The 23,360-nt window shown below is 45.2% G+C and carries 21 protein-coding genes and 1 tRNA gene (1 of these 22 running past the window's edge); 7 read left to right on the top strand and 15 right to left on the bottom strand.

Going from position 1 to position 23,360, the window contains the following annotated elements:
- Positions 1-229 precede the first annotated feature (229 nt).
- Positions 230-2,164: a heparinase II/III family protein gene (locus tag LN737_RS00130; RefSeq protein ID WP_405515122.1), complete on the top strand. Its 1,935-nt coding sequence runs from the start codon at positions 230-232 to the stop codon at positions 2,162-2,164.
- A gap of 17 nt (positions 2,165-2,181) precedes the next feature.
- Here the strand turns inward: LN737_RS00130 and LN737_RS00125 are convergent, their stop codons facing one another.
- The 3 genes from LN737_RS00125 to LN737_RS00115 all read right to left on the bottom strand — a co-directional run bounded on the left by LN737_RS00125 (position 2,182) and on the right by LN737_RS00115 (position 5,475).
- Complete coding sequence (locus tag LN737_RS00125; protein WP_405515120.1) at positions 2,182-2,796, bottom strand: 2,3-diphosphoglycerate-dependent phosphoglycerate mutase; 615 nt, start codon at positions 2,794-2,796, stop codon at positions 2,182-2,184.
- Positions 2,797-2,885: 89 nt separating this feature from the next.
- Entirely contained in the window at positions 2,886-5,174 is a 2,289-nt protein-coding gene (locus tag LN737_RS00120; RefSeq protein ID WP_405515118.1) for a GH92 family glycosyl hydrolase, read from the bottom strand.
- A 139-nt stretch (positions 5,175-5,313) separates the two neighbouring features.
- Positions 5,314-5,475 carry a lmo0937 family membrane protein gene (locus LN737_RS00115; RefSeq protein ID WP_381501511.1) on the bottom strand — a complete coding sequence of 54 codons (162 nt, stop codon included), beginning with the start codon at positions 5,473-5,475 and terminating at the stop codon, positions 5,314-5,316.
- 684 nt (positions 5,476-6,159) lie between these two features.
- On the opposite strand from LN737_RS00115, the gene LN737_RS00110 reads away from it, so the two are divergent.
- Entirely contained in the window at positions 6,160-6,438 is a 279-nt protein-coding gene (locus LN737_RS00110; protein ID WP_405515116.1) for a helix-turn-helix transcriptional regulator, read from the top strand.
- Between the two features lie 53 nt (positions 6,439-6,491).
- Here the strand turns inward: LN737_RS00110 and LN737_RS00105 are convergent, their stop codons facing one another.
- The 4 genes from LN737_RS00105 to LN737_RS00090 all read right to left on the bottom strand — a co-directional run bounded on the left by LN737_RS00105 (position 6,492) and on the right by LN737_RS00090 (position 9,587).
- On the bottom strand, positions 6,492-6,635 hold the full coding sequence (locus LN737_RS00105; RefSeq protein ID WP_405515114.1) for a hypothetical protein: 144 nt from the start codon (positions 6,633-6,635) through the stop codon (positions 6,492-6,494).
- A 232-nt stretch (positions 6,636-6,867) separates the two neighbouring features.
- Positions 6,868-7,188: a hypothetical protein gene (locus LN737_RS00100; RefSeq protein WP_405515112.1), complete on the bottom strand. Its 321-nt coding sequence runs from the start codon at positions 7,186-7,188 to the stop codon at positions 6,868-6,870.
- A 151-nt stretch (positions 7,189-7,339) separates the two neighbouring features.
- Positions 7,340-8,125 carry a hypothetical protein gene (locus LN737_RS00095; RefSeq protein ID WP_405515110.1) on the bottom strand — a complete coding sequence of 262 codons (786 nt, stop codon included), beginning with the start codon at positions 8,123-8,125 and terminating at the stop codon, positions 7,340-7,342.
- Between the two features lie 70 nt (positions 8,126-8,195).
- The gene (locus tag LN737_RS00090; protein WP_405515109.1) at positions 8,196-9,587 is read right to left on the bottom strand and encodes an MBOAT family protein; all 1,392 of its coding nucleotides are present in this window, start codon (positions 9,585-9,587) and stop codon (positions 8,196-8,198) included.
- A 706-nt stretch (positions 9,588-10,293) separates the two neighbouring features.
- Here LN737_RS00090 and LN737_RS00085 point away from each other — a divergent pair.
- Positions 10,294-10,677, top strand: a complete 384-nt coding sequence (locus LN737_RS00085; protein ID WP_405515107.1) for a hypothetical protein — start codon at positions 10,294-10,296, stop codon at positions 10,675-10,677.
- A gap of 51 nt (positions 10,678-10,728) precedes the next feature.
- On the opposite strand, the gene LN737_RS00080 is transcribed toward LN737_RS00085, so the two are convergent.
- From LN737_RS00080 to LN737_RS00055, 6 genes are all read right to left on the bottom strand, one after another.
- Entirely contained in the window at positions 10,729-11,049 is a 321-nt protein-coding gene (locus tag LN737_RS00080; RefSeq protein ID WP_405515105.1) for a hypothetical protein, read from the bottom strand.
- Between the two features lie 520 nt (positions 11,050-11,569).
- Positions 11,570-12,082 (bottom strand): hypothetical protein, encoded by a 513-nt coding sequence (locus tag LN737_RS00075; protein WP_405515103.1) that lies wholly within the window; start codon positions 12,080-12,082, stop codon positions 11,570-11,572.
- Between the two features lie 484 nt (positions 12,083-12,566).
- Positions 12,567-12,956: a VanZ family protein gene (locus tag LN737_RS00070; RefSeq protein ID WP_405515101.1), complete on the bottom strand. Its 390-nt coding sequence runs from the start codon at positions 12,954-12,956 to the stop codon at positions 12,567-12,569.
- 585 nt (positions 12,957-13,541) lie between these two features.
- A tRNA-Gly gene (locus LN737_RS00065) sits at positions 13,542-13,617 on the bottom strand.
- Between the two features lie 52 nt (positions 13,618-13,669).
- Positions 13,670-14,941, bottom strand: coding sequence for an adenosylmethionine--8-amino-7-oxononanoate transaminase (bioA, locus tag LN737_RS00060; RefSeq protein ID WP_405515099.1), 1,272 nt, complete (start codon positions 14,939-14,941; stop codon positions 13,670-13,672).
- A 57-nt stretch (positions 14,942-14,998) separates the two neighbouring features.
- Entirely contained in the window at positions 14,999-15,517 is a 519-nt protein-coding gene (locus LN737_RS00055) for an HAD family hydrolase (protein ID WP_405515098.1), read from the bottom strand.
- A 47-nt stretch (positions 15,518-15,564) separates the two neighbouring features.
- Between LN737_RS00055 and LN737_RS00050 the strand changes: the two genes are divergently transcribed.
- The 3 genes from LN737_RS00050 (at position 15,565) to LN737_RS00040 (ending at position 18,870) form a co-directional block, all read left to right on the top strand.
- Entirely contained in the window at positions 15,565-16,941 is a 1,377-nt protein-coding gene (locus LN737_RS00050) for a methyltransferase RsmF C-terminal domain-like protein (RefSeq protein WP_405515096.1), read from the top strand.
- Positions 16,938-17,975 (top strand): carboxylesterase, encoded by a 1,038-nt coding sequence (locus LN737_RS00045; RefSeq protein WP_405515094.1) that lies wholly within the window; start codon positions 16,938-16,940, stop codon positions 17,973-17,975. The genes LN737_RS00050 and LN737_RS00045 overlap by 4 nt, the downstream gene beginning before the upstream one ends.
- A gap of 79 nt (positions 17,976-18,054) precedes the next feature.
- A complete protein-coding gene (locus LN737_RS00040) occupies positions 18,055-18,870 on the top strand; it encodes an enoyl-ACP reductase (protein ID WP_405515092.1) in 816 nt (271 codons plus the stop codon).
- 83 nt (positions 18,871-18,953) lie between these two features.
- Here the strand turns inward: LN737_RS00040 and LN737_RS00035 are convergent, their stop codons facing one another.
- Positions 18,954-19,976 carry an alkaline phosphatase D family protein gene (locus LN737_RS00035; protein ID WP_405515090.1) on the bottom strand — a complete coding sequence of 341 codons (1,023 nt, stop codon included), beginning with the start codon at positions 19,974-19,976 and terminating at the stop codon, positions 18,954-18,956.
- 329 nt (positions 19,977-20,305) lie between these two features.
- On the opposite strand from LN737_RS00035, the gene LN737_RS00030 reads away from it, so the two are divergent.
- Positions 20,306-21,046 (top strand): nuclear transport factor 2 family protein, encoded by a 741-nt coding sequence (locus LN737_RS00030; protein ID WP_405515089.1) that lies wholly within the window; start codon positions 20,306-20,308, stop codon positions 21,044-21,046.
- A 46-nt stretch (positions 21,047-21,092) separates the two neighbouring features.
- Here LN737_RS00030 and LN737_RS00025 read toward each other — a convergent pair whose 3' ends face one another.
- Positions 21,093-23,360: the 3' portion of an AAA family ATPase gene (locus LN737_RS00025; RefSeq protein ID WP_405515087.1), read on the bottom strand. Its footprint extends 843 nt past the window's final position; 2,268 of the gene's 3,111 nt are visible here — the last part of the coding sequence; its start codon lies off the right edge, out of view — the gene reads right to left on this strand; it ends in the stop codon at positions 21,093-21,095.

Raw genomic sequence — 23,360 nt, 5'->3', positions numbered from 1 at the left:
AACTGCTGGTGACACATTAGTTAACTACAGGCTCAATTCTCTTAAAATCAATTACCGACTATATTCAGGTCTTTATCGACAGGGGTAAAAAGGGAAAAGTATCGTTTTTATTGATTGGGGTCTAGCTATCGTAAATGCTGTTAAGTTAGCTTACCACTTGTGCTAACCTAGTGGCTGACAGGTTCGAATGGTTACACGAATAGTGTTTCTGCCAAGTCTGAATCATTTTATGAAATATTACTTAGTAAATGCCCTGCTTTTTATAGCGTGCGTTACGTATGCACAGGTTAACCCACGTAATATACTGGCAACTCATTATTCTCTTGAGGCCATTCAGTCGGCATTAGTGGCCCGAACGGCCTGGACACCTTACCCTAAAACACCCGAAGCCTGGCAGAAAGCTTTGCCGGATAGTCTCCAGCAGGAATTAATTAAAGCAGGGGAAGTAGCCGCTCAAAAAGAATTTGCGTCGCTACCCGCTACTCTTACATTAGAATACGTTCGTACGGCCAATCGCACACGTTACGAGCAAGTGTCGTTTGGCAAACGGAATCAACTGCTAACCTTGGCGCTGGCCGAATCAATTGAAGGAAAAGGTCGCTTTCTGGATGCTGTTCTGAATGGGGTCTGGTCAATTTGTGAAGAGAGTTTCTGGGGCATACCGGCGCATCTGGGTGGCCAGAAAATGGGAAGCGGATTGCCCAATGTGGAAGACCGAACGGTCGATTTATTCGCGGCCGAAACAGCCGCTACGCTCGCCCTGACCGATTATTTACTTGGCGATCAATTGGCAAAAGCGTCGCCTTTAGTTCGCCCGCGAATTTACTATGAAACCAATCAGCGGTTGTTTGAGCCACTGACTACTCAGCCAGATCGGTACGGTTATCTGAAAAAAGGGGCGAAGGTAAATAACTGGAATCCCTGGATTATGGCCAACTGGCTAACCGCTACGTTATTACTTGAATCCGACGCCAACCGCCGGAGCCAGATGACTCATTCGGCCATGGAAGGGCTTGATCTGTATCTGAATGGCCTGGGCGACGATGGCGGCTGCGATGAAGGCCCAAGTTACTGGTTTGCCGCCGGTGCCTGTGTGTTCGACGCCCTTGAATTACTGCATAGCGCTACGAACGGAAAGGTAGATATTTATCAGGAGCCGCTCATTCGGAACATGGCTTCGTACGTTTACAAAATGCATATTGCGCAGGATTATTTCGTGGATTTTGCCGATGCCGACCCGACCCTCAAGCCGGATGGCTTAATGCTTTACCGGTTCGGGAAGCGAATCCAGGATGATACGCTGGCTCGGTTTGGACAATGGGCCTATCGGGCGTTTGGCAACGTAGCGTCGAACAATGGCTTTCACCGGCAGCGTCGGGTTCAGAATCTGTTGGCTGTTACAGCGATCACTGCACAGGCTGCTGCTACGTTTCATGAGGTATCGAATGTATGGTTTGCGGATGTACAGGTTATGACGGCCCGCTCGGATAAAGGGCTCTACGTAGCAACACACGGGGGACACAATGACGAAAGTCATAATCACAATGATGTCGGCGATTTTATTCTGTATGCTAATGGAAAGCCGATTGTTATCGACGTAGGACGGGGTACGTATACGGCTAATACGTTCTCAGGCAAACGGTATAGTTTGTGGTATACGCAGTCAAATTTTCATAATCTGCCCATTATCAATGGAGCGGGTCAACCGGCAGGCCGGGCTTTTGAGGCCCAGAATGTACGTTACAGCCTGACACCCAAAGGTGCGTCGCTGGCTATGAACCTGGCAAAAGCCTACCCCTCTACGGCAGACGTTCAGACCTGGAACCGGACGGTGCAACTGGACCGACGTACCGAATCCGTACTCATTACCGACGACTACATTTTGGGGAAAACACCTAATTCGGTGCAGCAATCATTGATGACCATCTGCCCGCTTGATACGTCAGTACCGGGGAAAATTACGTTCAAAACTCCGGAACGTAACGTCGTGCTACAGTATGATCCTAAAAGCTGGAAAGCCACGGTAGAAACCGTACCGCTGACCACCATCGATGATGAAGCCTTCAACCGTAACTGGGGCGGTAAGCCTATCCAGCGCATTTTGCTGACTAAGACGGCACTGTCGGCGAAAGGAAAAACAACATTCAGGTTTGCCTGGGAGTAATTAGCTCTGTTGAATCGCTACTTGGGCAATAGGTTAAAAACGCCCGTTTTCTGGTCGTATTCATATTGGCGCGGAATACCCGTTGCCAGTTCGACTTTTTCAATGTCGTCGGGGCTTATGTGCTCCAGTTCCATCATCAACGCGCGAAGGCTATTGCCGTGAGCTACAACCAATACGGGTTGTCCGGCTTGTAAATGGGGCAGAATTACCGTTTTAAAATAGGCAGTGACCCGTACATGCGTATCGGCCAGACTCTCGCCATGCGGTGGCGTATCGGCATAGCCACGTCGCCATCTAAAAACCTGTTCTTCGCCAAACCGCGCCTGCGCTTCTTCCTTGTTCATCCCCTGCAAATCGCCATACATGCGTTCGTTGAGGGCAGCATTTCGTTCTACAGGCAAATCGGTTTGCTCAATTTCCTCCAGAATAATCGCCATCGTTTCAATAGCCCGCTCTAACTCTGACGTGAAGCCAATGCCAAAGTTTGGCGGTTGATGTGACTTCAGCAGTATCCCGGCTTCATGCGCTTCGTGGCGGCCGAGGTCGGTTAGCGGTGTATCAGTAGTACCCGTAAAGCGGTTTTCAGCATTCCACTGCGATTGACCGTGACGCACAATAACGAAAAGAGGCATAAACAAAAGGGATGTATAAGGTATGGCTTATGGCCGCAATCGAACGTAACGTGGGCATAAGCCATACCTTATCAATCAGAATAGGAAAATCATTTTTTGCCTTCTGTTGAGAAGGAATACGGAAACGTTTCGGGCTGAACACCTCGTTGCCGATTGGGTGTTGCCGACATGGTAAAATTCAGCACCGCTCCCTTTACTAACTCCTGATGGCTCAACCAGTTTTTATTATAAGCTTTACCGTTTAGTTGCAACGTATTGACGTACCGATTTTGTGCACTGTTGCTGGGCGCACTGATCACGAGCTGCTTCCCGTTTTCGAGTTTTACCGTCACTTTTTTGAAGAGCGGAGTACCTAACACGTATTGGTCGGTAGCGGGGCAGACAGGATAAAAGCCCATTGCAGTAAATACGTACCAGGCCGATGTCTGTCCGTTGTCTTCGTCGCCACAGTAGCCATCGGGCGTGGGGAGGTACAACCGGTTCATAACTTCGCGAAGCCAATACTGCGCTTTCCAGGGTTCGCCAGCGTAGTTATACAAATAAATCATGTGCTGAATAGGCTGGTTCCCGTGGGCATACTGACCCATGTTGGCAATCTGCATTTCCCGGATTTCGTGGATTACGCTCCCATAATACGACTCGTCATAAACTGGGGGAAGTGTGAAAACAGAATCGAGTTTGGCCACAAATTTTTGTCGGCCACCCATCAGATTGACCAGACCCTGCACATCGTGGAAAACCGACCAGGTGTAATGCCAGCTGTTACCTTCCGTAAATGCGTCACCCCATTTGAACGGATTGAACGGTGACTGAAACGATCCGTCTTTGTTTTTGCCGCGCATCAACCCTGTTGCCGGGTCGAACAGATTGCGGTAATTCTGAGACCGTTTAGCAAATCGATCCAGCTCAGACTGAGGTCGTTTCAGGGCTTTGGCCAGCTGATAAATGGCAAAATCATCGTAGGCGTATTCCAGCGTTCGGGCGGCATTTTCGTTGATCTTGACATCGTACGGTACGTAGCCCAACTCGTTGTAATACGTAGCGCCCCGGCGGCCAACGGCATCCATGGGTCCTTCTTTTTCTGAGTTTTTCAGTATGGCTTCATAGAGCGTATTGATGTCGTACCCTCGGCCGCCTTTCAGGTAGGCATCGGCAATGATGGAAGCCGAGTTAGAGCCGATCATCGTATTGCGCAAACCCGGACTAGCCCACTCCGGCAGCCAGCCGCCTTCCTTATACGCATTAGCCAAACCCTCCTGCATCTGCGCGTTCAGCGACGGATATATCAGATTCAGGAAAGGAAACAGCGACCGGAACGTATCCCAGAAACCCGTGTCTGTAAACATATAGCCAGGCAGCACCTGCCCATTATACGGGCTATAGTGCACGACTTTTTGGGCGGCATCGAGTTCATAAAATTTTCGGGGAAACAGTAGCGATCGGTATAGGCACGAATAAAACGTCTGCAACTGTGCTAACGTACCGCCCTCTGCCTGAATACGGCCCAGTTCTTTGTTCCAGGCGGCTTTTGCTTTTTGCCGGACGGCATCGAACGTATCATTCCCAATTTCGCCGAGGTTACGTTCAGCCTGTTCGTAGCTGATGAAGGACGAAGCAACCCGAGCCTGTATCTGCTCACCTTTGGCAGTTTTAAAACCAATAACGGCCCCGGCATGTGCCGACTGCGTTTCCAGGGTGTTCGTTACGACGCTATCGTGCCAGGCCTGAGCTTTTGTAAATGGCTTGTCGAAATAAATGACAAAATAGTTTTTAAAATTAGCGGGCACGCCCCCGCTGTTACGGGTTGTATAGCCAATAATTTTTCGCTCCGCTGGTATGATTTTGACGTATGAGCCCTTGTTAAACGCATCAATGACCACAAATGAACTATCAGTTTCAGGAAACGTAAAGCGGAAATAGGCAGCTCGCTCAGTGGGGGTTATTTCGGTCGTTACGTTGTGGTCGGCGAGGTAAACGCTGTAATAATAGGGTTTGGCAATTTCCGCTTTGTGCGAATACCAACTCGCCCGTTCGTTTTCATTGATACGTTGTTTGCCTGTGAGAGGCATAATGGAAAATTGACCGTAGTCGTTCATCCAGGGAGAAGGCTGGTGTGTTTGCTTAAATCCTCGAATCTTATCGGCCGCATAGGTATAAGCCCATCCGTCGCCCATCCGTCCTGTTTGTGGCATCCAGAAATTCATACCCCAGGGGAGTGCTATGGCCGGATAGGTATTCCCGTTCGACAGGCTGGGTTTTGAGTCAGTGCCAATAAGTGGATTGACATACTCCACCCAATCAGTTGATTGAGCAATTGAATGGCTATAAAAGGCCGTCAGGAAAGCAGCCGTCAGAAAGAGGTAATAGGTTCTTTTCATGGGGCGAAGGTAAAGAAATGTGCTTTTACTTCCGTTTCCCCCTGGCAGGTGAATAGGATTGCACCAGCCCATAAACAAAAAACAGGAAATCAACCCTTGATGAGCTGACTTCCTGCCTTTGTCGTATTACTAAAACCGTTTAGACGCTTCTCCCTTGAATCAATCGCAGGATAATCATAATAACAGCAATGACCAGCAGAACGTGAATAATGCCACCCAGACCAAAGCTATTGAAGCCTAAAAAACCCAGCAACCAGATAATGATCAGCACGACGGCGATTGTATACAAAAGATTACCCATGACGTTGTTGTTTTATAATGAAATTAGGTGTTTTCCACTACTAACACTGTACGTATCGTTATGTTATAAAATTCGATTGTATGGCAGTCCGCAAATGCTGTTTGCCAGTGTTGCCGGATTTGGTCAGTTCACTGATTCACTTGAAAAGGTGAATGGAAATGACGGGTTAAGGTCTTTGCCGTAGCTATCTTACGTACTGAATTAGAGTGCGGATACGTTGTGGAAAGTCAGTTATCGATGAACGGAATACGAAAAACGCCCGGCTCAAAGTGGCCGGGCGTTTCGCTATTTTCCTCATAACCTAAAAAATCTTTCACCCTCCATACGCTAGCTTATCCCCTACCAATCCATGTAGTACCAAATGCGTACGTTTGATAGAACAAAGTTGGCTCCTCTGGCCAGTTTATCATATGACCATTGTCAGCTCATTAGCTGATTTTCGACAACTTTTCCAGATTGCTTTATGAATCGGTTATCTGTAGTGGGTGTGGATAAAGATACCTGTATATCCTTCTGGACTATATACCCAAAATCTATCTTTTAATCGATTCTACAAAACAAGGATCATAAAGATTGGGTTAACTACTTGGCACTTGGTGTATGTAATGATTAGCCTATGAGAATGGATATAATCCTTCATCCCATACCCGTTCTCAATTACTCAACGTAAATAGTATTACACCAATGGATGACATAAAGACTGATCAGGCTGCTGAGATCCTAAAGACCATTGCTCACCCTGGCAGAATTCGTATTTTATTAGCCTTGGCTGAGCAACCCTCTCTAAACGTATCTGCTTTACAGGAACAACTTCAGATCGAACAATCGTTGCTGTCGCAATATCTGGTTAAAATGAAAGATAGAGGTATTCTGGTCAGCACACGCCGGGGGCAGGAAATACATTATTCGTTAGCCGACACCTCCTTACTGGAGGTAGTGAAACTGCTGCTTAACTCGCGTTAGCCTGAAATACTAAGAAAGCGACTCATTCGGCCATAACAACGTAACAACCGGACCTATACTGAAGGCAACGTGATTAGTGCCGACTCCTTTAGTAAATAGGTAGCTATTAGCCAGCAAGCAGCTATGAGAGTCAGGCTGATAGCCAGTACAAATAGTACAAGCGCCAGTGTCAGGAGTGTGTGTGATAAGCGGTACATAGTGGTATGAATTTAGGTTCTGAGGAAAGAAACTTTGAACGTATCAAAGGTCTTTTCTCTGCTACTATTCATACGTCACATTTGAGTCAAAAACTGCAAAGTTTGGGAATCCGGCTGTATAGGCGTCAGTATGGCCTCCTGTATTAATTGAAGCTGCGAAGCTTTAGTTGCAAAAAACTGGAACGGATTAGATAGCCCTACCTACTGCTGGTTAAGTAGGTAGGGCTTTAGTTTATGAGAGTAATGAAGTAGCCAGGTTAATCTGATACTGTAACTGCTCAAACGATAAATAATATTGAGTTCTGGAGTGCTTGTCCCAGCCCGCTCGGTTGTAAAGATATCGAAGCTGATTGAGCTGATTCTGAGCGCTGTTTGCCAAAATTGTGCAGACCAGACAATAACTTGTTTTGCTGGGATTATAGCGTTTCAATTGATTGGCCAGCTTGTTTAACCGCCTATGGGCGGCTACCAGTGAGGAAGGACCTTGCCCGGCTACAACCTGCTGGACATAGTCGTTTTCGGCCAGAATTTGGCTAATGATAGAGAGTTGCATGACTAATAGGGATAAAGTATAGTCTGCTAACAGAGAATCTCTATATTTTATTATTTTTTAAGAATAAATTCCACTAAAAATTACTAATTATTCTTAAAATCCTATTAAATGGGAAATGAGATTCAAAATAGGTACATTTTTGCATATATCACTATGGGTGAATTGTATAATTTTCATTGAAATAAGCCGTATACTGAATAATTTCCGGCTCGCTCAAATGCACGCCATCTGTTGTATGGTAAATGGCGCAATTTGGCTGTTCTATGTACCTGTATTTTGATGGGGGAAAGTTTTTATACAAAGCGTTACGTATCGTTGTTGCTTTCGGTAAATCACAAAGTTTCTCATTGATAGGCATTTCAAAAAAATGGATACGAACCCCTTTGGCTTCGAGTGAATTCGTATAGCTTTTCAGCTGTGTGGTATAATAGGTTAGCGAATCGGATGTAGGTATTTTAGAATAATAGTCTACGTAATCATTGAGTAATTGATCGAACAATTCCTCGCTTACAGGCGTATTGGTTTGTGCGCTTTTTTTGTCTTTGGCTGAAATAGTACGTATTGATTCTACTGCCATCACGATCGGCTGCTTACCATCGCGCAGAGCAGGTATATATTTTTTTAAATAGAAAGGAATAGTATAATTTAATTGATCGTTAAATTCTTTGTTCTCATCCTTTAACATAAAATTTGTTTCTATAAATATATTTTTTATGCGATGATTAGTCTGCGAAATCACATGCAATCCATCGTAAATGCTTAGTCCATATAGGCTTAGGTTATAGCACCCTGTAATATTTACGTTTGCCGAGAGTGACGAACCAACTATAATGTTTTCAAATGCGTCAGGATTATAAACAAAAGTCTGTGCTTTAATTAAATTAGTCTGCCAGGTTCGTTTGGGGGAGAATTGAGCACCGGGAATAAATAGCTGCACCAGTGTACAAAAGATACCCGAAAGCAAAACAAAAGTAAGTAGAGCATTACGTATCATTACAACTCCTTAATTAAAACTGAAAATAGATAAATGAACCAGAATTCCCGCTATTGGTTAATATAAAAAAGAGCATAAGGGCATAATAAACGTACTCCTGCTGTTTAAATAGAATTGGAATTCTATATGACTTCATTAAATAGTGAGCATGATACAGAACCACCGGTAAGCAGTATAATAAGATATAGAAAATTTCAAAATATGAATTTTTGATGTACGTATTTCCAGCTATGCTGGCAAAGTAATAAACCGCCTGAGCGAAATCAGGTAACTTGAACAATAGCCAGGCAAGGCTTACAAAAGAAAATACTATGATTCCCTTGCCAATTTTTAGCAGACTATTGTTTCCGACCTTTACACGTTTTGTTAGAAATCGTTCGACTACTAACGCTAGTCCGTGAAATATACCCCAAACAGCATAACTCCAGGCAGCACCATGCCATAGGCCGCCTAAGAACATTGTAATCATCAAATTAACGTAAGTTCGTGCTCTTCCTTTTCGATTGCCGCCCAACGGGAAATATAGATATTCCATCAAAAAAGATGATAATGAAATATGCCAGCGTTTCCAGAATTCTTTAAATGAAGTAGAAATGTATGGAAAGTTAAAATTTTCATTAAATCTGTAGCCAAATAAACACGCCAGGCCTATAGCAATTAGGGAATACCCTGCGAAATCGGCAAAAATTTGACAGGAGTAACCAAAAAGCATGACTATAAGATTTACTGAGGATAGGGCTTCGAAATACGGATAGGCAATTTTGTAGGTTAGGTCGTTTAAATTATCCGCTACCACCATTTTTAAAAAATAACCAATCACTAAGTTTTTGAAGCAAAAATCATAGTTTATGTCTTTAAGGTGTTTGCGCTGAATTTGTGGGAAGAAATCGTTGGCTTTTAAAATAGGTCCTGCTACTAAATGCGGAAAAAAAGATATAAAAAACAGCGTCTTTTTCGCGTGTCCGTACAGAGATTTGTCGACTAATTGAACGTGGCTTTTATTATTGCCCTTATACGTATCGACTAATAAGCTAATTCCTTCGAATGTGAAGAATGAAATCCCAATTGGTAAAGGAATATTAACCAGAAAATTTGTATCGATTAAAGTACTTTCTAATAAAGCGCCGTATTTGAAGAATGCCAAAATACTTAGATTTAAAACAACACCTACCGTGGCAATATATTTTCTGCGGTTTCCTACTAGGTTAGCCACATAATAACTTGTCAATACATTAATTAATGCTGATGATAAAAGCAGTAAGACGAGGGCAGGTTGGTTATAAGCATAAAATACTAAACTTGATAGAATGAGTATCAATATCTGAAAGCGAGACAAAGCAGGCGTATAATATAATATAAATGTAATGAGCAGTAAGCCTAAAAAAATAAAACTGTTAAAAAGCATATAGTAAAATTATTATGAATTGTTTATCAGCATAAACAGAAATAGGACTTAAATTATATAAAGGCGGTATTGGTATACAATGATATCTTCTTCAGCGCTTATCAACTATCCAGGCTGCTCTTAAATAAAATCGTTACGTTAAGAGTTTAGGTAGTATAGTTTCTACTATAGATTATCTGCACAATGAAATATAGATACTCTCATTGATTTGATAAAGGATTAGTAATATATGAAGTCAAAATAGTTCAGATAATAATCGTGTTAAATATAAAAATAATCAATCATGAAAACTTGGTACGTAGCAAGTATATCTGTGAAATCAGGTTAATGTCACCCATCTATCGGTTTGAAGGTATATAATATGCAGGAATTATTGATGTGGCAATTAGTCAAAGCTATGCAACGCCTAATAAAGAGCAGTAAATAAAATTAAATAAACTGAATAGCTAATAGCCTAATGTAGTCTTGATCCAGTATAACTATAAAATAATGCCTGGTAAGTCAGGTAGTTATTTTGGTGTGGATAAAAGCCCAATTGTCCGGCCTGAATGAGCCGGACAATTTTTTTGTCGTCATGTGGAGGCTGGATTCCCTAAAGTGATAAAAACTGACTCATTTGTAACAGGCTTCTTCATGTGCCAGTATAATCTTTGCCCCATCGTGTGCCGGCAGTCTGGTACCTGCGAGAGATCTATACATGTTAATTATGAATCGACCTCAGAACGAACCGAATACTATAGAGCGAATTGATGGCCATTTTTATACACGCCTGGCAATAATGACGCCACAGCGCCGACGGCATCAGGTGTTCTTCTTCGTTGATCGAAACGAGCCAGGAGGTTTATATCGGTACGAAGTTCCCTATGCGGATTGGTACATATTTACGGTAGTAGATAAACTGGATAAGCTACCCGTTCAGGAACAGTGGACCATCAGTCGTGAATTAGTGTTCAATCTCTGGCGGGCAATCCGGTTACGACACCAGAAGGAAGAAAACGCTTATGAATGCGAGCCACCACGCTGTCTTCACAGTCGTTTGGCCGTAGAAAAATGGATCAACCGTATTTTTAACAAATATGAGAGTCAGTAGTTTGATAATCCGCTATTTGTTGGTTTGGCTGACGTAGTATTGCCGGATTGGCTAACTGCCGAGCGTATAAGTAATCGTCATTAAATTACCGTCAATTGACCGATCCTGAACAATCATGCCTGTGTCTTCATCATACAGGCGATCACCCACTTGCGGCAAGGTTCCAAAGCTGTTGTGAAATTTGTTGATGCTGTCGAAACAAATGGAAAGCCGTTCAATCCACTTCTCGGTTACGCCTTGATCTTCGTACCAGTTACTAATCTTTGATTGCTTTTTGACCTGGTGAAGCAGTTTTTCAGAAAGTAAAAATTTTACTTGCCACTGTTTTATGTGCCATTCAGTGTGTTTGAACGCGTCCAGGATAGATTCCATGATCATAGCTCTTATAAATTTCTAATACATTGTTCTGACTAGCTACAGCCATTAACACGAGCGATCATCTGTCTAACGCTTGGTAGGAAAGTAGTTCGGTAGTGCGGACAGTTGGTTGCTTGAAAAAATCGTATTCAAAAGAATGTAATCATAAGCGATTAATGGCCATAAAACAACGTTATTATCCTTAATGTTAATAAAAAAGAAGTTGATGATGAGCTGATTGAGGTTGATAGCCGGATGAATTTGTGGTTGGTTTATGCCTGGCGTACTACAAATGAATGATAAACAATGCGTCAACTCTCTAACGGGTGACAGTAACCGATGAAATGTTAGCAAATTTCTACATTAGTATTGATCTGCACATGGTAAAGTGTCATCCGTAGACATGATTTACGTAATAAACAGACTGTGATAAATGGATTTGCTTTAAAAAAAAGTCGGCTAGCCTTTCGACTACCCGACGGTTTATCTGGAGAGCATAAGCATATAGATCAGTTCTCCGCTTGCAACAGTTCGTTTACTGGCTAACAACCTGATCTGACTTAATGTCAATCAGGTCGGAGAAGATGATGCAGTTGATAAGCGTTTTGGCCCGCTGCGATTGAGCCAGATCGAGCGCTCCTTTGTGAGACGACAATTGTATGAAAGCAATCTCTTTATCTCGAAAATAATCGACAATGTCTTCTGCTAACTTAATCTCGCAGTAACTGGTGTAGTGACCATTCTTGAGGCTAAACTCAACCAGAGCATCTGTCCACTCTACTTTTGATCCGTCTTTAAAGACAACTGCTGCTCCTTTCTGAGGATGGGAAGTGCCTGCTTCTGTAGAAAGCATAAGGAAGTATTGAACCTTTCCCTTTTCTTTTACCCGTTTATAGTGAACAGATTCCGTAGATAACTGATCGGGTGAGAGGGTCGTAACGGTAGTTATATCACCCAACTTGTCGGCTTTACGGTATAGTTCATGGCACTGGCCGAAACTTACAAAGGAAATGAAGTTAACGAGCAAAAACAGGTAGAATGATTTCATTACGGTCTGGTGGGTATTGAGTTCTTTATATTGGATAGGTCGAAATTACCAGCCATAACGCCTTTCTGCCTTACTTTTCGATAAACTGTAAGTTTCTGCCGTTTTTAGGAGGAAAGTGCCGGTAATTTGGCAGAGAAGTTCGCGCCTGAGCAGACGTATTATAATGAGCAAGTAATGTTGACATCTGGGCTTTCGCCTGTCTGTTCCTATGTTTTCAGGAATCAGGCCCATGTGCGTGGTCGTCTCACAAACAGAAATCTTATTCACATTTCTGTGGATAAGTCAGCCATATATGGATGTTTTGGCAGCCAGGTTGAACCGCTTCGAAGAGAGAGCCATTCTGGCTTGCTTGTGGCCAATATTCTCAGGATTTTCTACGCTTTCTGAAATCAACGTATCGTCTAATCGATAGAAACTTTTCCAGCAAGGTGACTAGTCACAAATGAATTAAGGGCTAACCGATCCCGAACTTATGGCATTAAGTTTACCCGGCTCGAAACTTTTTAATTACGGCAGAGACAGCTAAGCCTATGATTGACCCTAAAGCCCCCCAGCCAATGTCCTCCCAACTAAAAACTCGATCAGGAAGGAGTAACTGACCGAGTTCGGCAAGAATAACTACGCCTACCAGTATAAGCCATACGATCGCCCAGCGAGCCATTAATCGCTGCGTGCGAGTTGGCAACAGACCCGCAAACATCCCTAAAAAGATAAAAGGAACACCGGTTCTTATATTTTCATTGGCTTTCTTATCTGTCCAGCTAGCTAGCCAGTCGGGCATGAACCATACATGGATAAGATCGGAATCCTGAACCCAGCTTAGATAGAATACCAGAATAATACCAACGATGAGAAGTAGGTAAATGAACCGCATGTTGTAAAAAAAGCCGATTTAGGCCAATCTAGCGGTGCCTAACGAATAATTGATGTAAAATTTAACGGATTGATCCCCTAAGTCGCTTCAATTTTTGATGAATGCGCCAAAGTAACGACAGTACACTACCAGAACCCACTTATACTTTCATAAATTGGTTTATCAATTGTTTCTGACTAAAAGCAGAAACTGACAACTGACTTTTGGCTTAGCAGTGTATCAAAGGCCAACCTGACAATAATCATGTCTTTTATTAGAACCTAATGACAATAATTATGAGATTTTAGGTTGATAATAACGTAGCGACACAACAATGCCAGCCTACTATAGCCTGTAAAATTGACTACTAGAATATATAGATTATCGAGGTAGGATAATCAGAGATCAACAAAACTAGTTTAGTTACAGGAGAATGAACGGGTTTGACTTCCTTCGTGTAAGCTGCTTCTGGTTAGGTTCAGAAAAAGTTCGTACGACGTAATAAACTTATGTTGAAACGCTCTCCTGTGCTTAAGATGCAGCAAGTATCAATATAAAAAAACCGGTTAGCCTTTCGACTAACCGGCAGGTTATGAGGAATTGAAATGGAGCGGGAAATGGGTCTCGAACCCACGGCCTGCAGCTTGGGAAGCTGCCGCTCTACCAACTGAGCTACTCCCGCTTAACTCTAACAAAGATGGTTTTTTTTATTTAAATTACCAATAAATAAGCGATCAAATGATCATAAGTAGTTCATTCACTTGCGAATACGTATATGCCAGCTGTTCATTTGTGGTGCAATAAGGTGGCATAAGATACAGCACATTGCCGAGTGGACGCATCAACACGCCACGGTCTAAAAGGAAATTATAAGCTATATCCCGTATGGTATTGAAGTAAGACGTCTGTTCACCGGCTACCAGGTCAAACGCCAGCAACGTACCACGCTGACGAATATTTTCAACCGTATCCTTACTGGCAAGATGCTTAGCAAAGTCGGCGTGATTTTTAGCGATACGTTGAATACTTGCCTGTGTTTCCGGGCGTAGCAGCAAGTCCATACTGGCCAGAGCAGCTGCACAGGCTAGCGGATTAGCCGTAAAGGAGTGGCCGTGAAAGAGCGTTTTATGTTTGTCAGTCGATAAGAATGCGTCGTAAATGGTTTGTGTACAGGCCGTAACGCCCAATGCCATAGTGCCCCCCGTGATTCCTTTCGACAGACACATCAAATCGGGTTTTTCGACCAGATAATCGGAAGCAAACAGCTGCCCTGTTCGACCGAAGCCAGTCATTACTTCGTCGGCAATGATCAGTGATCCATTCCGGCGAGCCAATTGGAAGAGTTTATCAAGCGTTTCTGGCTCGTACATGTTCATGCCCCCTGCTCCCTGCACTAGAGGCTCCACAATAAACGCAGCTACTTCGTCAGTCAATAAGGCCTCAGCACGTTCCAGCACATTACTTTCTGTACCAGTGGTTGGCACCGGGAGGTAGTCAACATCAAACAGAAAGGGGGCAAACGGAGCCGTAAACGCACTACGTCCGCCAACGGCCATTGCGCCAAACGTATCTCCGTGGTACGCATTTTCCAGAGCAACGACTTTCCGGCGGGGCCGACCAAGGTTGTGCCAATACTGAAACGCCATTTTCAGGGCCACTTCAACCGCCGTTGATCCATTGTCGGAATAAAAAACCTTCGCCTGATTTTGCGGCAGAATCGTCAGTAGTCGCTCGGCCAGTTCAACGGCGGGCTGATGCGTAAAATCCGCGAAAATGACGTGTTCAAGCGTTCTCAACTGCTCCGAAACTCGTTCGGCAATGTGTGGGTGGGCATGGCCGTGCAGGTTTACCCACCACGAAGAGATCATATCCAGGTACTCCCGACCGTCGGTTCCGTACAGTACTGAACCTTCAGCCCGTGCAATTGGAATTGGCAAAGGGGCCGTCTGCATTTGCGTAAACGGATGCCATATGACAGCCCGGTCACGTTCTACTAACTCATTCATTCGTTAATGGATAATGTAAGATGGCTAATGAGCAATGAACATCCAATGAGCCATTATTTATTGAGGAACGCCCCACTTCGCCTGCGCTCTCAGCACCTGCTCGATTACGTCACGAACGGCACCCCGGCCACCCGGTTTAGGCGATATGTACGAACAAACCGACTGAATTTCATCAGCCGCATCGGCTGGGCAAGCGCTTAGTACCGCCGACCGGTTTAGTATGGAATAGTCGGGTAGGTCGTCACCCATGTAAAGAATCTCGGATTCGTTCAACCCATCCCGGGCAATATAGCCCAAATAGGCATTTACTTTTTGATCGGTAGGGCCACCCATAAAAATGTCTTTTACGTTCATGGTGGCTAACCAGTTCCGAACGCCGTCTGAATTGGAAGATGATAAAATACCAACCCGGAAACCTGCTTTCAACGCTTGCTCAATAGCGAACGTGTCCCGAATAAAAACGGTCCGGAACCGCTCACCGGAAGCAAGCAGGTTGACACTCCCATCGGTCAAAACACCGTCGACGTCGAAAATAAAGGTTTTAATTTTTGCAAAGCGGTTTTGTAATGCTGTCATGCTGCAAGTTTAGTGAAAACCGCCCGACTGTGCCGTATTTTTGCCAGATGAATCTTCAAGGCTTACCACCAGCGTTTCAGACGCAAATGCAGGCGCAACTGGGTGCGGATTACTCTGATTTTGAGACAGCGCTGGACCAACCGGCTCCGGTAAGCATTCGGGTGAATCCTCGAAAAAATATTTTCCCGACAGTCGATTTACTACCGATACCCTGGTGCAGCGAAGGGTTCTACCTGCCCGAACGCCCAAGTTTTACCCTCGATCCGCTGTTTCAGGCGGGCGCTTATTACGTTCAGGAAGCCTCGTCAATGCTGCTTAACGAAGCCCTGAAGCAGACCGTAAAACTAAATCGACCATTGCGAGTGCTTGATTTGTGTGCGGCTCCGGGTGGTAAGAGCACGCTGTTGGCGTCGGCTTTGTCGCCAGACAGTTTACTGATTTGTAATGAGGTCATACGCAGTCGGGTGTCGGTACTTCGCGAAAATATGGATAAATGGGGCTATCCAAACGTAGTAATCAGCAACCACGACCCGGAGGATATGCGTAGTCTGGAGGGGTTTTTCGACGTAGTCGTGGTCGATGCCCCCTGCTCAGGAGAAGGGTTGTTTCGCAAAGACCCCGATGCCATGAATGAGTGGTCGGAAGCAAACGTCCAGCTATGTTCGGCCCGACAAAAACGGATTCTGGGGGCAGCAGCTCCTTTACTTGATGAGGGCGGTATTTTGATCTATAGCACCTGCACCTACAACGATTCCGAAAATACTGAGAATGTTCGGTTTCTGACCGAACATGGATTTCGGAACAGGTCGCTTGAGCTACCTGCTGACTGGAATATTGTTGAGAAAAAAACGGGCGAGACTGTTGGGTATCAGTGCTATCCGCATCGGGTAAAAGGCGAAGGTTTTTTTATCAGCGTTTTTCAGAAAACAGCCTTTACCGCTGCTGTTAAGCTGGATGCCCGTACGTTTCGTAGTATCCGGGCGTTACGTCCCCGCGAAACCGCTTCTGCCATGAAATGGCTGCAGAACCCATCTGAATTTTCGTTCTGGGAAAAGCCCAATGGCGACGTAATGGCCTTACCGAAAAGTCTGGAAAAAACGTTTCTATTTTTAGACAGCGCCTTGCATAACAAAGGGTTCGGGTTGGAAATGGGCCAGTTTAAAGGGCAGGATTTTATTCCATCCCATGCACTGGCGCTTAGTACCGCCGTTAGTTCGAATCTGCCGGCAGTAGCGTTGAGTAAGGAAGACGCCCTACGTTTCTTTAAGAAAGAAAATCTGGTGTTCGATGAGCCCCTTAAAGGCTGGTTATTAGCCCAATACAACGGCTTGAATCTGGGCTGGCTAAAAGGCGTTGGCAATCGGGTCAATAATTATTTACCGAAAGACTGGCGTATCCGAATGGATATTAAAGAATACGTATGAAACGGGTATTCATCATTAGCGGATTAGTGCTGGCCGTTATGGCGGTTGGGTATTTGCTGGGTCCATCCCCCCATTCCGAAGCTATTAAAGAGGAGCCCATTACGCTCGATCCTGATCTGGTGAAACTGGAGCAAGGTATTGCTGAATCGGAGCGAAAGGCTAACCTGCGCCCGGATAACGAGGCCCGGATTTTCTGGGCTGATAGCATGCACAAGGTCAAAACGCCATACAGCCTAGTTTATTTGCCCGGATTTTCGGCAAGCTGGGCTGAGGGTGAACCTATTCACAAACAATTAGCAAAGCATTTTGGCTGTAACCTGTACCTTGCTCGTACGGCTGGTCATGGGGTCAACTCGCCTGATGCACTCAAAGACCTGACCCCATCCATGTACGCCGGTTCGGCTGAGCGGGCATTGGCAATCGGTAAATTGCTGGGTGATAAAGTGATCGTTATCGGCACGTCGGCAGGCGGCATGCTAGCCCTGTATCTGGCGGCTCATCACCCCGAAATCAATGGCCTGATTCTGTATTCACCCTGTATTGCCGTGGCTAATCCGGCATTAAAGCTTGTTACAAAGCCCTGGGGCAAACAAATTATTGATCGGGTTTTCCCGACAGAACACGTAGTAAATACAGCTTATAAAGGCGACCGTGCCCGCTACTGGTTTCCGCAATACCATACAAATGGGTTAATTACGTTGCAAACCATGCTCGACCAGTTTATGACGCCTGAGTTATTTCAGCAGGTCAGGCAGCCTGTTTTTATGGGGTACTATTATAAAGACGACGATCATCAGGACAATGTGGTATCGGTAGCCGCTATGCTGGACATGTTTGATCAGTTAGGAACGCCTGCCACCAAAAAAGAAAAGGTCGATTTCCCGAATGCAGACGCGCACGTAATTGCCTCACGGTTTACGTCTAAAGACCTCAATGGGGTTTATCAGGCTACCGAAAAATTTATGAAGAACGTACTAAACTTGCCGGAAGCACCAGCGGCTGCGTCGATTATAGCCCTCCGCCCAAAAAAATAATCTACCTTTGGACCAATTAATGAATAATGGATCATGATTTATTCATCATTCGTCATTCATCATTCATCATTAGAAACACATGGCTTACGGATTATTGAATGGAAAACGTGGCATCATTTCAGGTGCCCTAAACGAAAGCTCAATCGCCTGGAAAATCGCCCTGAAAGCGAAAGAAGAAGGGGCCACTTTTACTTTGACCAACGCGCCCATTGCTATGCGGATGGGCGAGATTCGTCAATTAGCTGAACAGACTGAGGCTGAAATTATTCCGGCCGATGCTACGTCGGTTGACGATCTGACGAACCTGTTCACAAAATCGCAGGAAGTGCTGGGCGGCAAAGTGGATTTTGTGCTGCACAGCATCGGGATGAGCCCAAATATCCGTAAGGGAAAACCGTATTACGATCTGAATTACGAGTGGTTCAAACAAAGCATCGACATCTCGGCCATGTCCTTTCATAAAATGTTGCAGACGGCCTATAAGCTGGATGCCATCAATGAAGGAGGTTCGGTGGTTGCCCTGACCTATATGGCTGCTCAGCGGGTATTCCCGTTCTATACCGATATGGCCGACGCCAAAGCCATGCTGGAGTCGATTGCCCGGAGCTTCGGTTATCACTACGGCAAGTATCGGAAAGTGCGGGTCAACACCGTATCGCAGTCGCCAACGATGACCACGGCTGGTGGCGGGATTGGTGGATTCGATAAATTTTTCGATGTGGCCGATAAAACGGCCCCCCTCGGAAACGCCACCGCCGACCAATGCGCCGATTACGTCATTACGTTGTTTTCGGACCTTACCCGCATGGTGACAATGCAAAATCTTTTCCACGATGGCGGCTTCTCCATGACCGGCATTTCGGAAGATCTTATGCAAATGATTAGCAAGGAGTAGACGCATAAAAGCGAATGGGGGACAAGCGATAGGGAGCCGAGAAAATGGTTCTTTCTTTTTATCGCTTGTTCCCCATTCGCTTTTTAAAATTTCATCTCCTGAGTCAGATAAGTGGCCTGGTTATCGCCATTGATGTTGACCGTTGCTGTCAGCGGTTTAGCCTGCCAATTGATTGTGATCAGCCCATAATTTAGTTTGGAAACAATAGGGCCGACGCGGTAGCGGTTCGCTTCTTCGTGGGGAGCCGATACGTGAGTGAGGCCGCTGCTGGTTATATCGTATAAATCATACCCCAGGCCTGGTACACTTACTTTGGATACTTCGGCCATGTGGCGATCTCCACTGATCAGAAAAGCTCCTTTAGGCTTCGTTTTGCCAATCAGCCCAAGCAGACGTTGGCGGGCCGTCGGAAAATTGGCCCATTTTTCATAAACGTGTTCTTCGGGTAAAACCTGAATGCCACTACCAATGATATGTACGTCGGCATCCGAATTCGTCAGCTGCTGTTCCAGCCATTTCCACTGCGTTTCGCCCAATATGTCACCCGATGGATCGGGTACATTGATTTTATTTTCTTTCTTCAGAGGATCACGGAAATAGCGGGCATCCAGCAGAATCACCTTGACACGCCTGCCTTTTGGGCCATAGACATGGGTAGAGTAAGCGCCCTCCTGCGTACGTAACGAACTACTGGCGGGAACATCCAGAAAATCGAGCAGAACCTGTTGACTTTCTTTACGCTTTGGATATTCCTTTCCGCCGTCGTTTACGCCATAGTCGTGATCGTCCCACACACCGATAACGGAAGCCGATTGACGTAACTGCTGGTAAACGGGATTGGATTTTTGCAGGGCATACTTGGCACGTAGCGTGTCCATGTTCTCCGAGTCGCCGTAAATATTGTCGCCCAGCCATATCCAAACATCAGGCTTTTGAGCCGCAATATCGTCCCATAAGGGCTGCGGAAGGCTCTGTCGGCTGCATGATCCAAAGGCGATCGTGGTTACTGGTTTCTGTTGCTCCAAATCAGGCGTTCCTGACTTAGGAGTTCGGCATCCAATAAAACTCGCACAGCCGAGGAGGAGCAGCGTAATAAGTTTCTTCATAAGATAGGTCATGTTGTTGAGTTAGCAAAAGTAAAAAAGCTGTAAGGTTTCCAGTAAGATTTCAGGATTTGTTAACTTTGCCATCCTGAAAGTTAACGTAACATATCACTGATCTCCACCGAAATGACCGGCTACAAGCTAGCCAGTGTTTCGGTTTATGTTGCTGCCTTTGTGTAGCAACAGGCTCATTGTTTTTGTCCGATGAGCCGGGTCTTTTTCATATCTAACTTTTTATATATCGGTGAAATTGCCGCATTTCATCATGGGCTAATTGGGTTTAGCCCGTATCAAGTCGTGTGACGCAGCTAGCCGATAACAAAACGCATCGTATGCAACACGAAACAGTTAATAAATCCATCATCCGTGATTTTTACCGGCGAGCCGTTGGGCAGGGCGACGTCGCTTTTGCGGAACAGATAATTGCCGATGATTATATTCAGCATAGCCCGGCCGTAAAACCCGGTAAAGCCGGTTTGCTGGAAGCTCTTGGCTATATGAAACAAATGCCCAAACCCACTACCACCACTACGCCTTTTTTGCGATTGATTGCTGAAGGTGATTACGTTGTGACGAACATGAGTTTCTGGTGGGCTGACAAACAGAAAGCCGTTGTCGATGTATTCCGCTTTCAGAACGGGCTGGTAGCCGAACATTGGGATGCAATGGAAGATCAGCCGGAAACAACTCGGAATGGCAATGCCCTGATGGACGGGGCTATGCCGATTGATAACGCTGATTTGAGGGAACAGAATAAAGAAACCGTCAAAAATTTCTATGAGCGCTTCTTTATCAGCCGGCAGGTTGACGCCTTATCTGATTTCGTCTCCCCTGACCTCATTCAGCATAAATCCGACATTGCCAATGGACTCAATGGATTGAGGGCTTATTTACAGCAGCAATCCGGTCAAGTTTTCATTGAAAAAGTACACCGAATTATTGCCGAGGGGGATTTTGTCGTTGTTCAATCGGAAGGCCAACTGGCGCAGAAACCTAGGATGGTCTATGATATTTTTCGGCTAAGCAACGGAAAAATAGTAGAGCAGTGGGGAGTGAAGCAGATGATTCAGTAGCCGATTTGTCGCTCCGTTTAATTTAAACGGAGCGACAAATCATTCACTAAATATCCCAGCTTCGTACAATCCGGCTACCATTCTCCGTGGCTTCCGCACGGATGTACGTATCGACTTCCTGCTGCAATTCTTCGACATGGGAAATAATGCCTACCACGCGATTTTCGGAACGTAGTGCTTTCAGCGTTTTAAAGACCGTTTGCAGTGAATCTTTATCGAGTGTACCAAAGCCCTCATCCAGAAAAAACAGATTTTGTTTAGCTCTGGTCAGGTGTTGAATATTGTCGGATAAAGCCAGAGCAAGCGACAAAGCCGCCTGGAAAGTTTGTCCACCCGAAAGCGTTTTTACGCTCCGGGTTTCTCCGCCATTCAGATAATCGCGTACCTGGAAGTTGTTTTTGTCGTCCAGTTCCAGTTTTAACTGATTGTTTGTCAGTTTGAAGAATCGCTCATTGGCCGATTCGCAAAGATTTTTCAGGTATACCGACGATACGTAATTAACGAATCCCTGAGCCCGGAACAGCTCATCCATTTTCTTTAAATCCTGCCGCCGGAGGTCTAGTTCATCATGCTGTTTCTGGTAAGCCTGTTTCTCCGTCCACTGCCGTTCCAGCGTGGCCAGTACGTTTCCGGCTTTGCCCCAGTCTTTATTTAGGGCATCTTTTTGGCTACGTAACAGCTCCAGCTCTTTCTGAACAGAAACCAGTGCCTCGGGGTCGAAAGGATGCTCCGTAAGGTTGTTCTCTAGGTCGGCGATCTGTTTTTGCAGACCCGTACATTTATCATTGTAATCGACTACACGCTGTTTCTCCAGATCCAAATCCAGATTCGTCTGTAACACCTGCTCAACCTCTTCACGGGTCAATGCGTGCTTTATCAGATTTTGGGAAAGATGCTCTTCTACTTCCTCAATGTCGACATTCAGATCGGATAGCTGCTTTGTTAGCTGCTGAAGTTGCCCCGTCAACGTAACATGTACTTTCTCCGCTTCCTGTTTATGGTTCTCGGCAGCCTCAAAGTTGATCTTTGTTTGCTCATAAGCCTGGCTTAGCGAGTCGCGCAAGTCTGTAATCTGACGTAAATCCCACTCGGCAACTTCCGCAAACCGATAGTGCTCAAGCTGGTCGATGGCTGTTTTTAATTGCCCGCCCAGACCAGCGATTGCTTTGTCGATTTCATTCAATTTTTGTTCTTCTGTCCGTTGTGCAGCCTCGACATCCTCAATTTCCTTACTTAACTCCCGAACAATTTTTTGCTTGTCCTGAAACTGTTTCTGCTGATCACTCTGGTGCCTGATGGCTTCGGTCAGGTTGTCTTCCTGCTCTTTATTGAAATCCCTCCAGACAAATTTATCTTCGTGTTCTGTAAGCTCCTGAACAATTTTGGCCCGATCCTGCATCAGCCGTTTACCATTGTCCAACGTTCCCCGGAGTTCTTTTGCTAACCCCTCGATCAGCAATCGTAAACCGGTTGTATCATCAATACGCTGGTTCACCTTATTCAGGGCAATTTCACTTTTCTGCACTTCCTGCCGGATGAGGTCAGCTTCCGATTCGACAAACAGAGTTTCGTGCTTTTCCGGATGGTGTTCAGAACCGCAAAGCGGGCAGGGCACCCCATCGGCTAGCGAGTCGGCATAGTGCAGTAACTCCTGTTTTACGAATGCCTGCCTATACGTTTTTTCACGATCTCTGCGAATGGCTTTCAATTGTTCCAGTGCCTGGTCGATGTGTGCAGGCAGCGTTTTGAGCGTAAAACTGTTCCACTCGTCAGGAAATCCAACCAGTGCGTCATTTTTTCGTTGCTTGATCTGTTCAACGGTCGTTTCGTACTCGGTCAGTTGCCCCTGTAAATCATCCGCCTGTTTCTTTAATGGCTTGTAGATTGCAAACCAGTTTTCGACCTGATACAGTTGCTCGAGCTGCGACTCTTGCCCAAGCATAGTATCCACAAACGCCTGGTGTTGCTGTCGCTCGCTCTTAGCCCGGTCAATTTTATCTTTCTGCTCGTTAAAGTGGGTGAGTACATGACGGCGATTACGATTCTGCAACTCAATCGATCCCTGCAAAGTACGTATCTGCTGAACCGTATCTAATTCGTCGATCTGTTGCTGCAACTGATGGCGACCTTCATAAGCTAACTTGGTACCTTCGTATATTGACTGAAGGCCAGGTAATTGACTGGCAATTTTGGATAACTCATTGTTTGTCTGCTGAATAGTTGTTGTCAGGCCATTTTGTTTATCCTGAAATCGGCGCAGGTTTACGAAATCTGCCTGAAATACCAACCGGCAGGTTTCGTAGAGGGCAATCGT

This window comes from Spirosoma sp. KNUC1025 (assembly GCF_045160025.1).
GTDB lineage: Bacteria > Bacteroidota > Bacteroidia > Cytophagales > Spirosomataceae > Spirosoma.
Note: the sequence above shows the minus strand (reverse complement) of the source record. Positions and strands in the feature narration are given on the sequence as shown.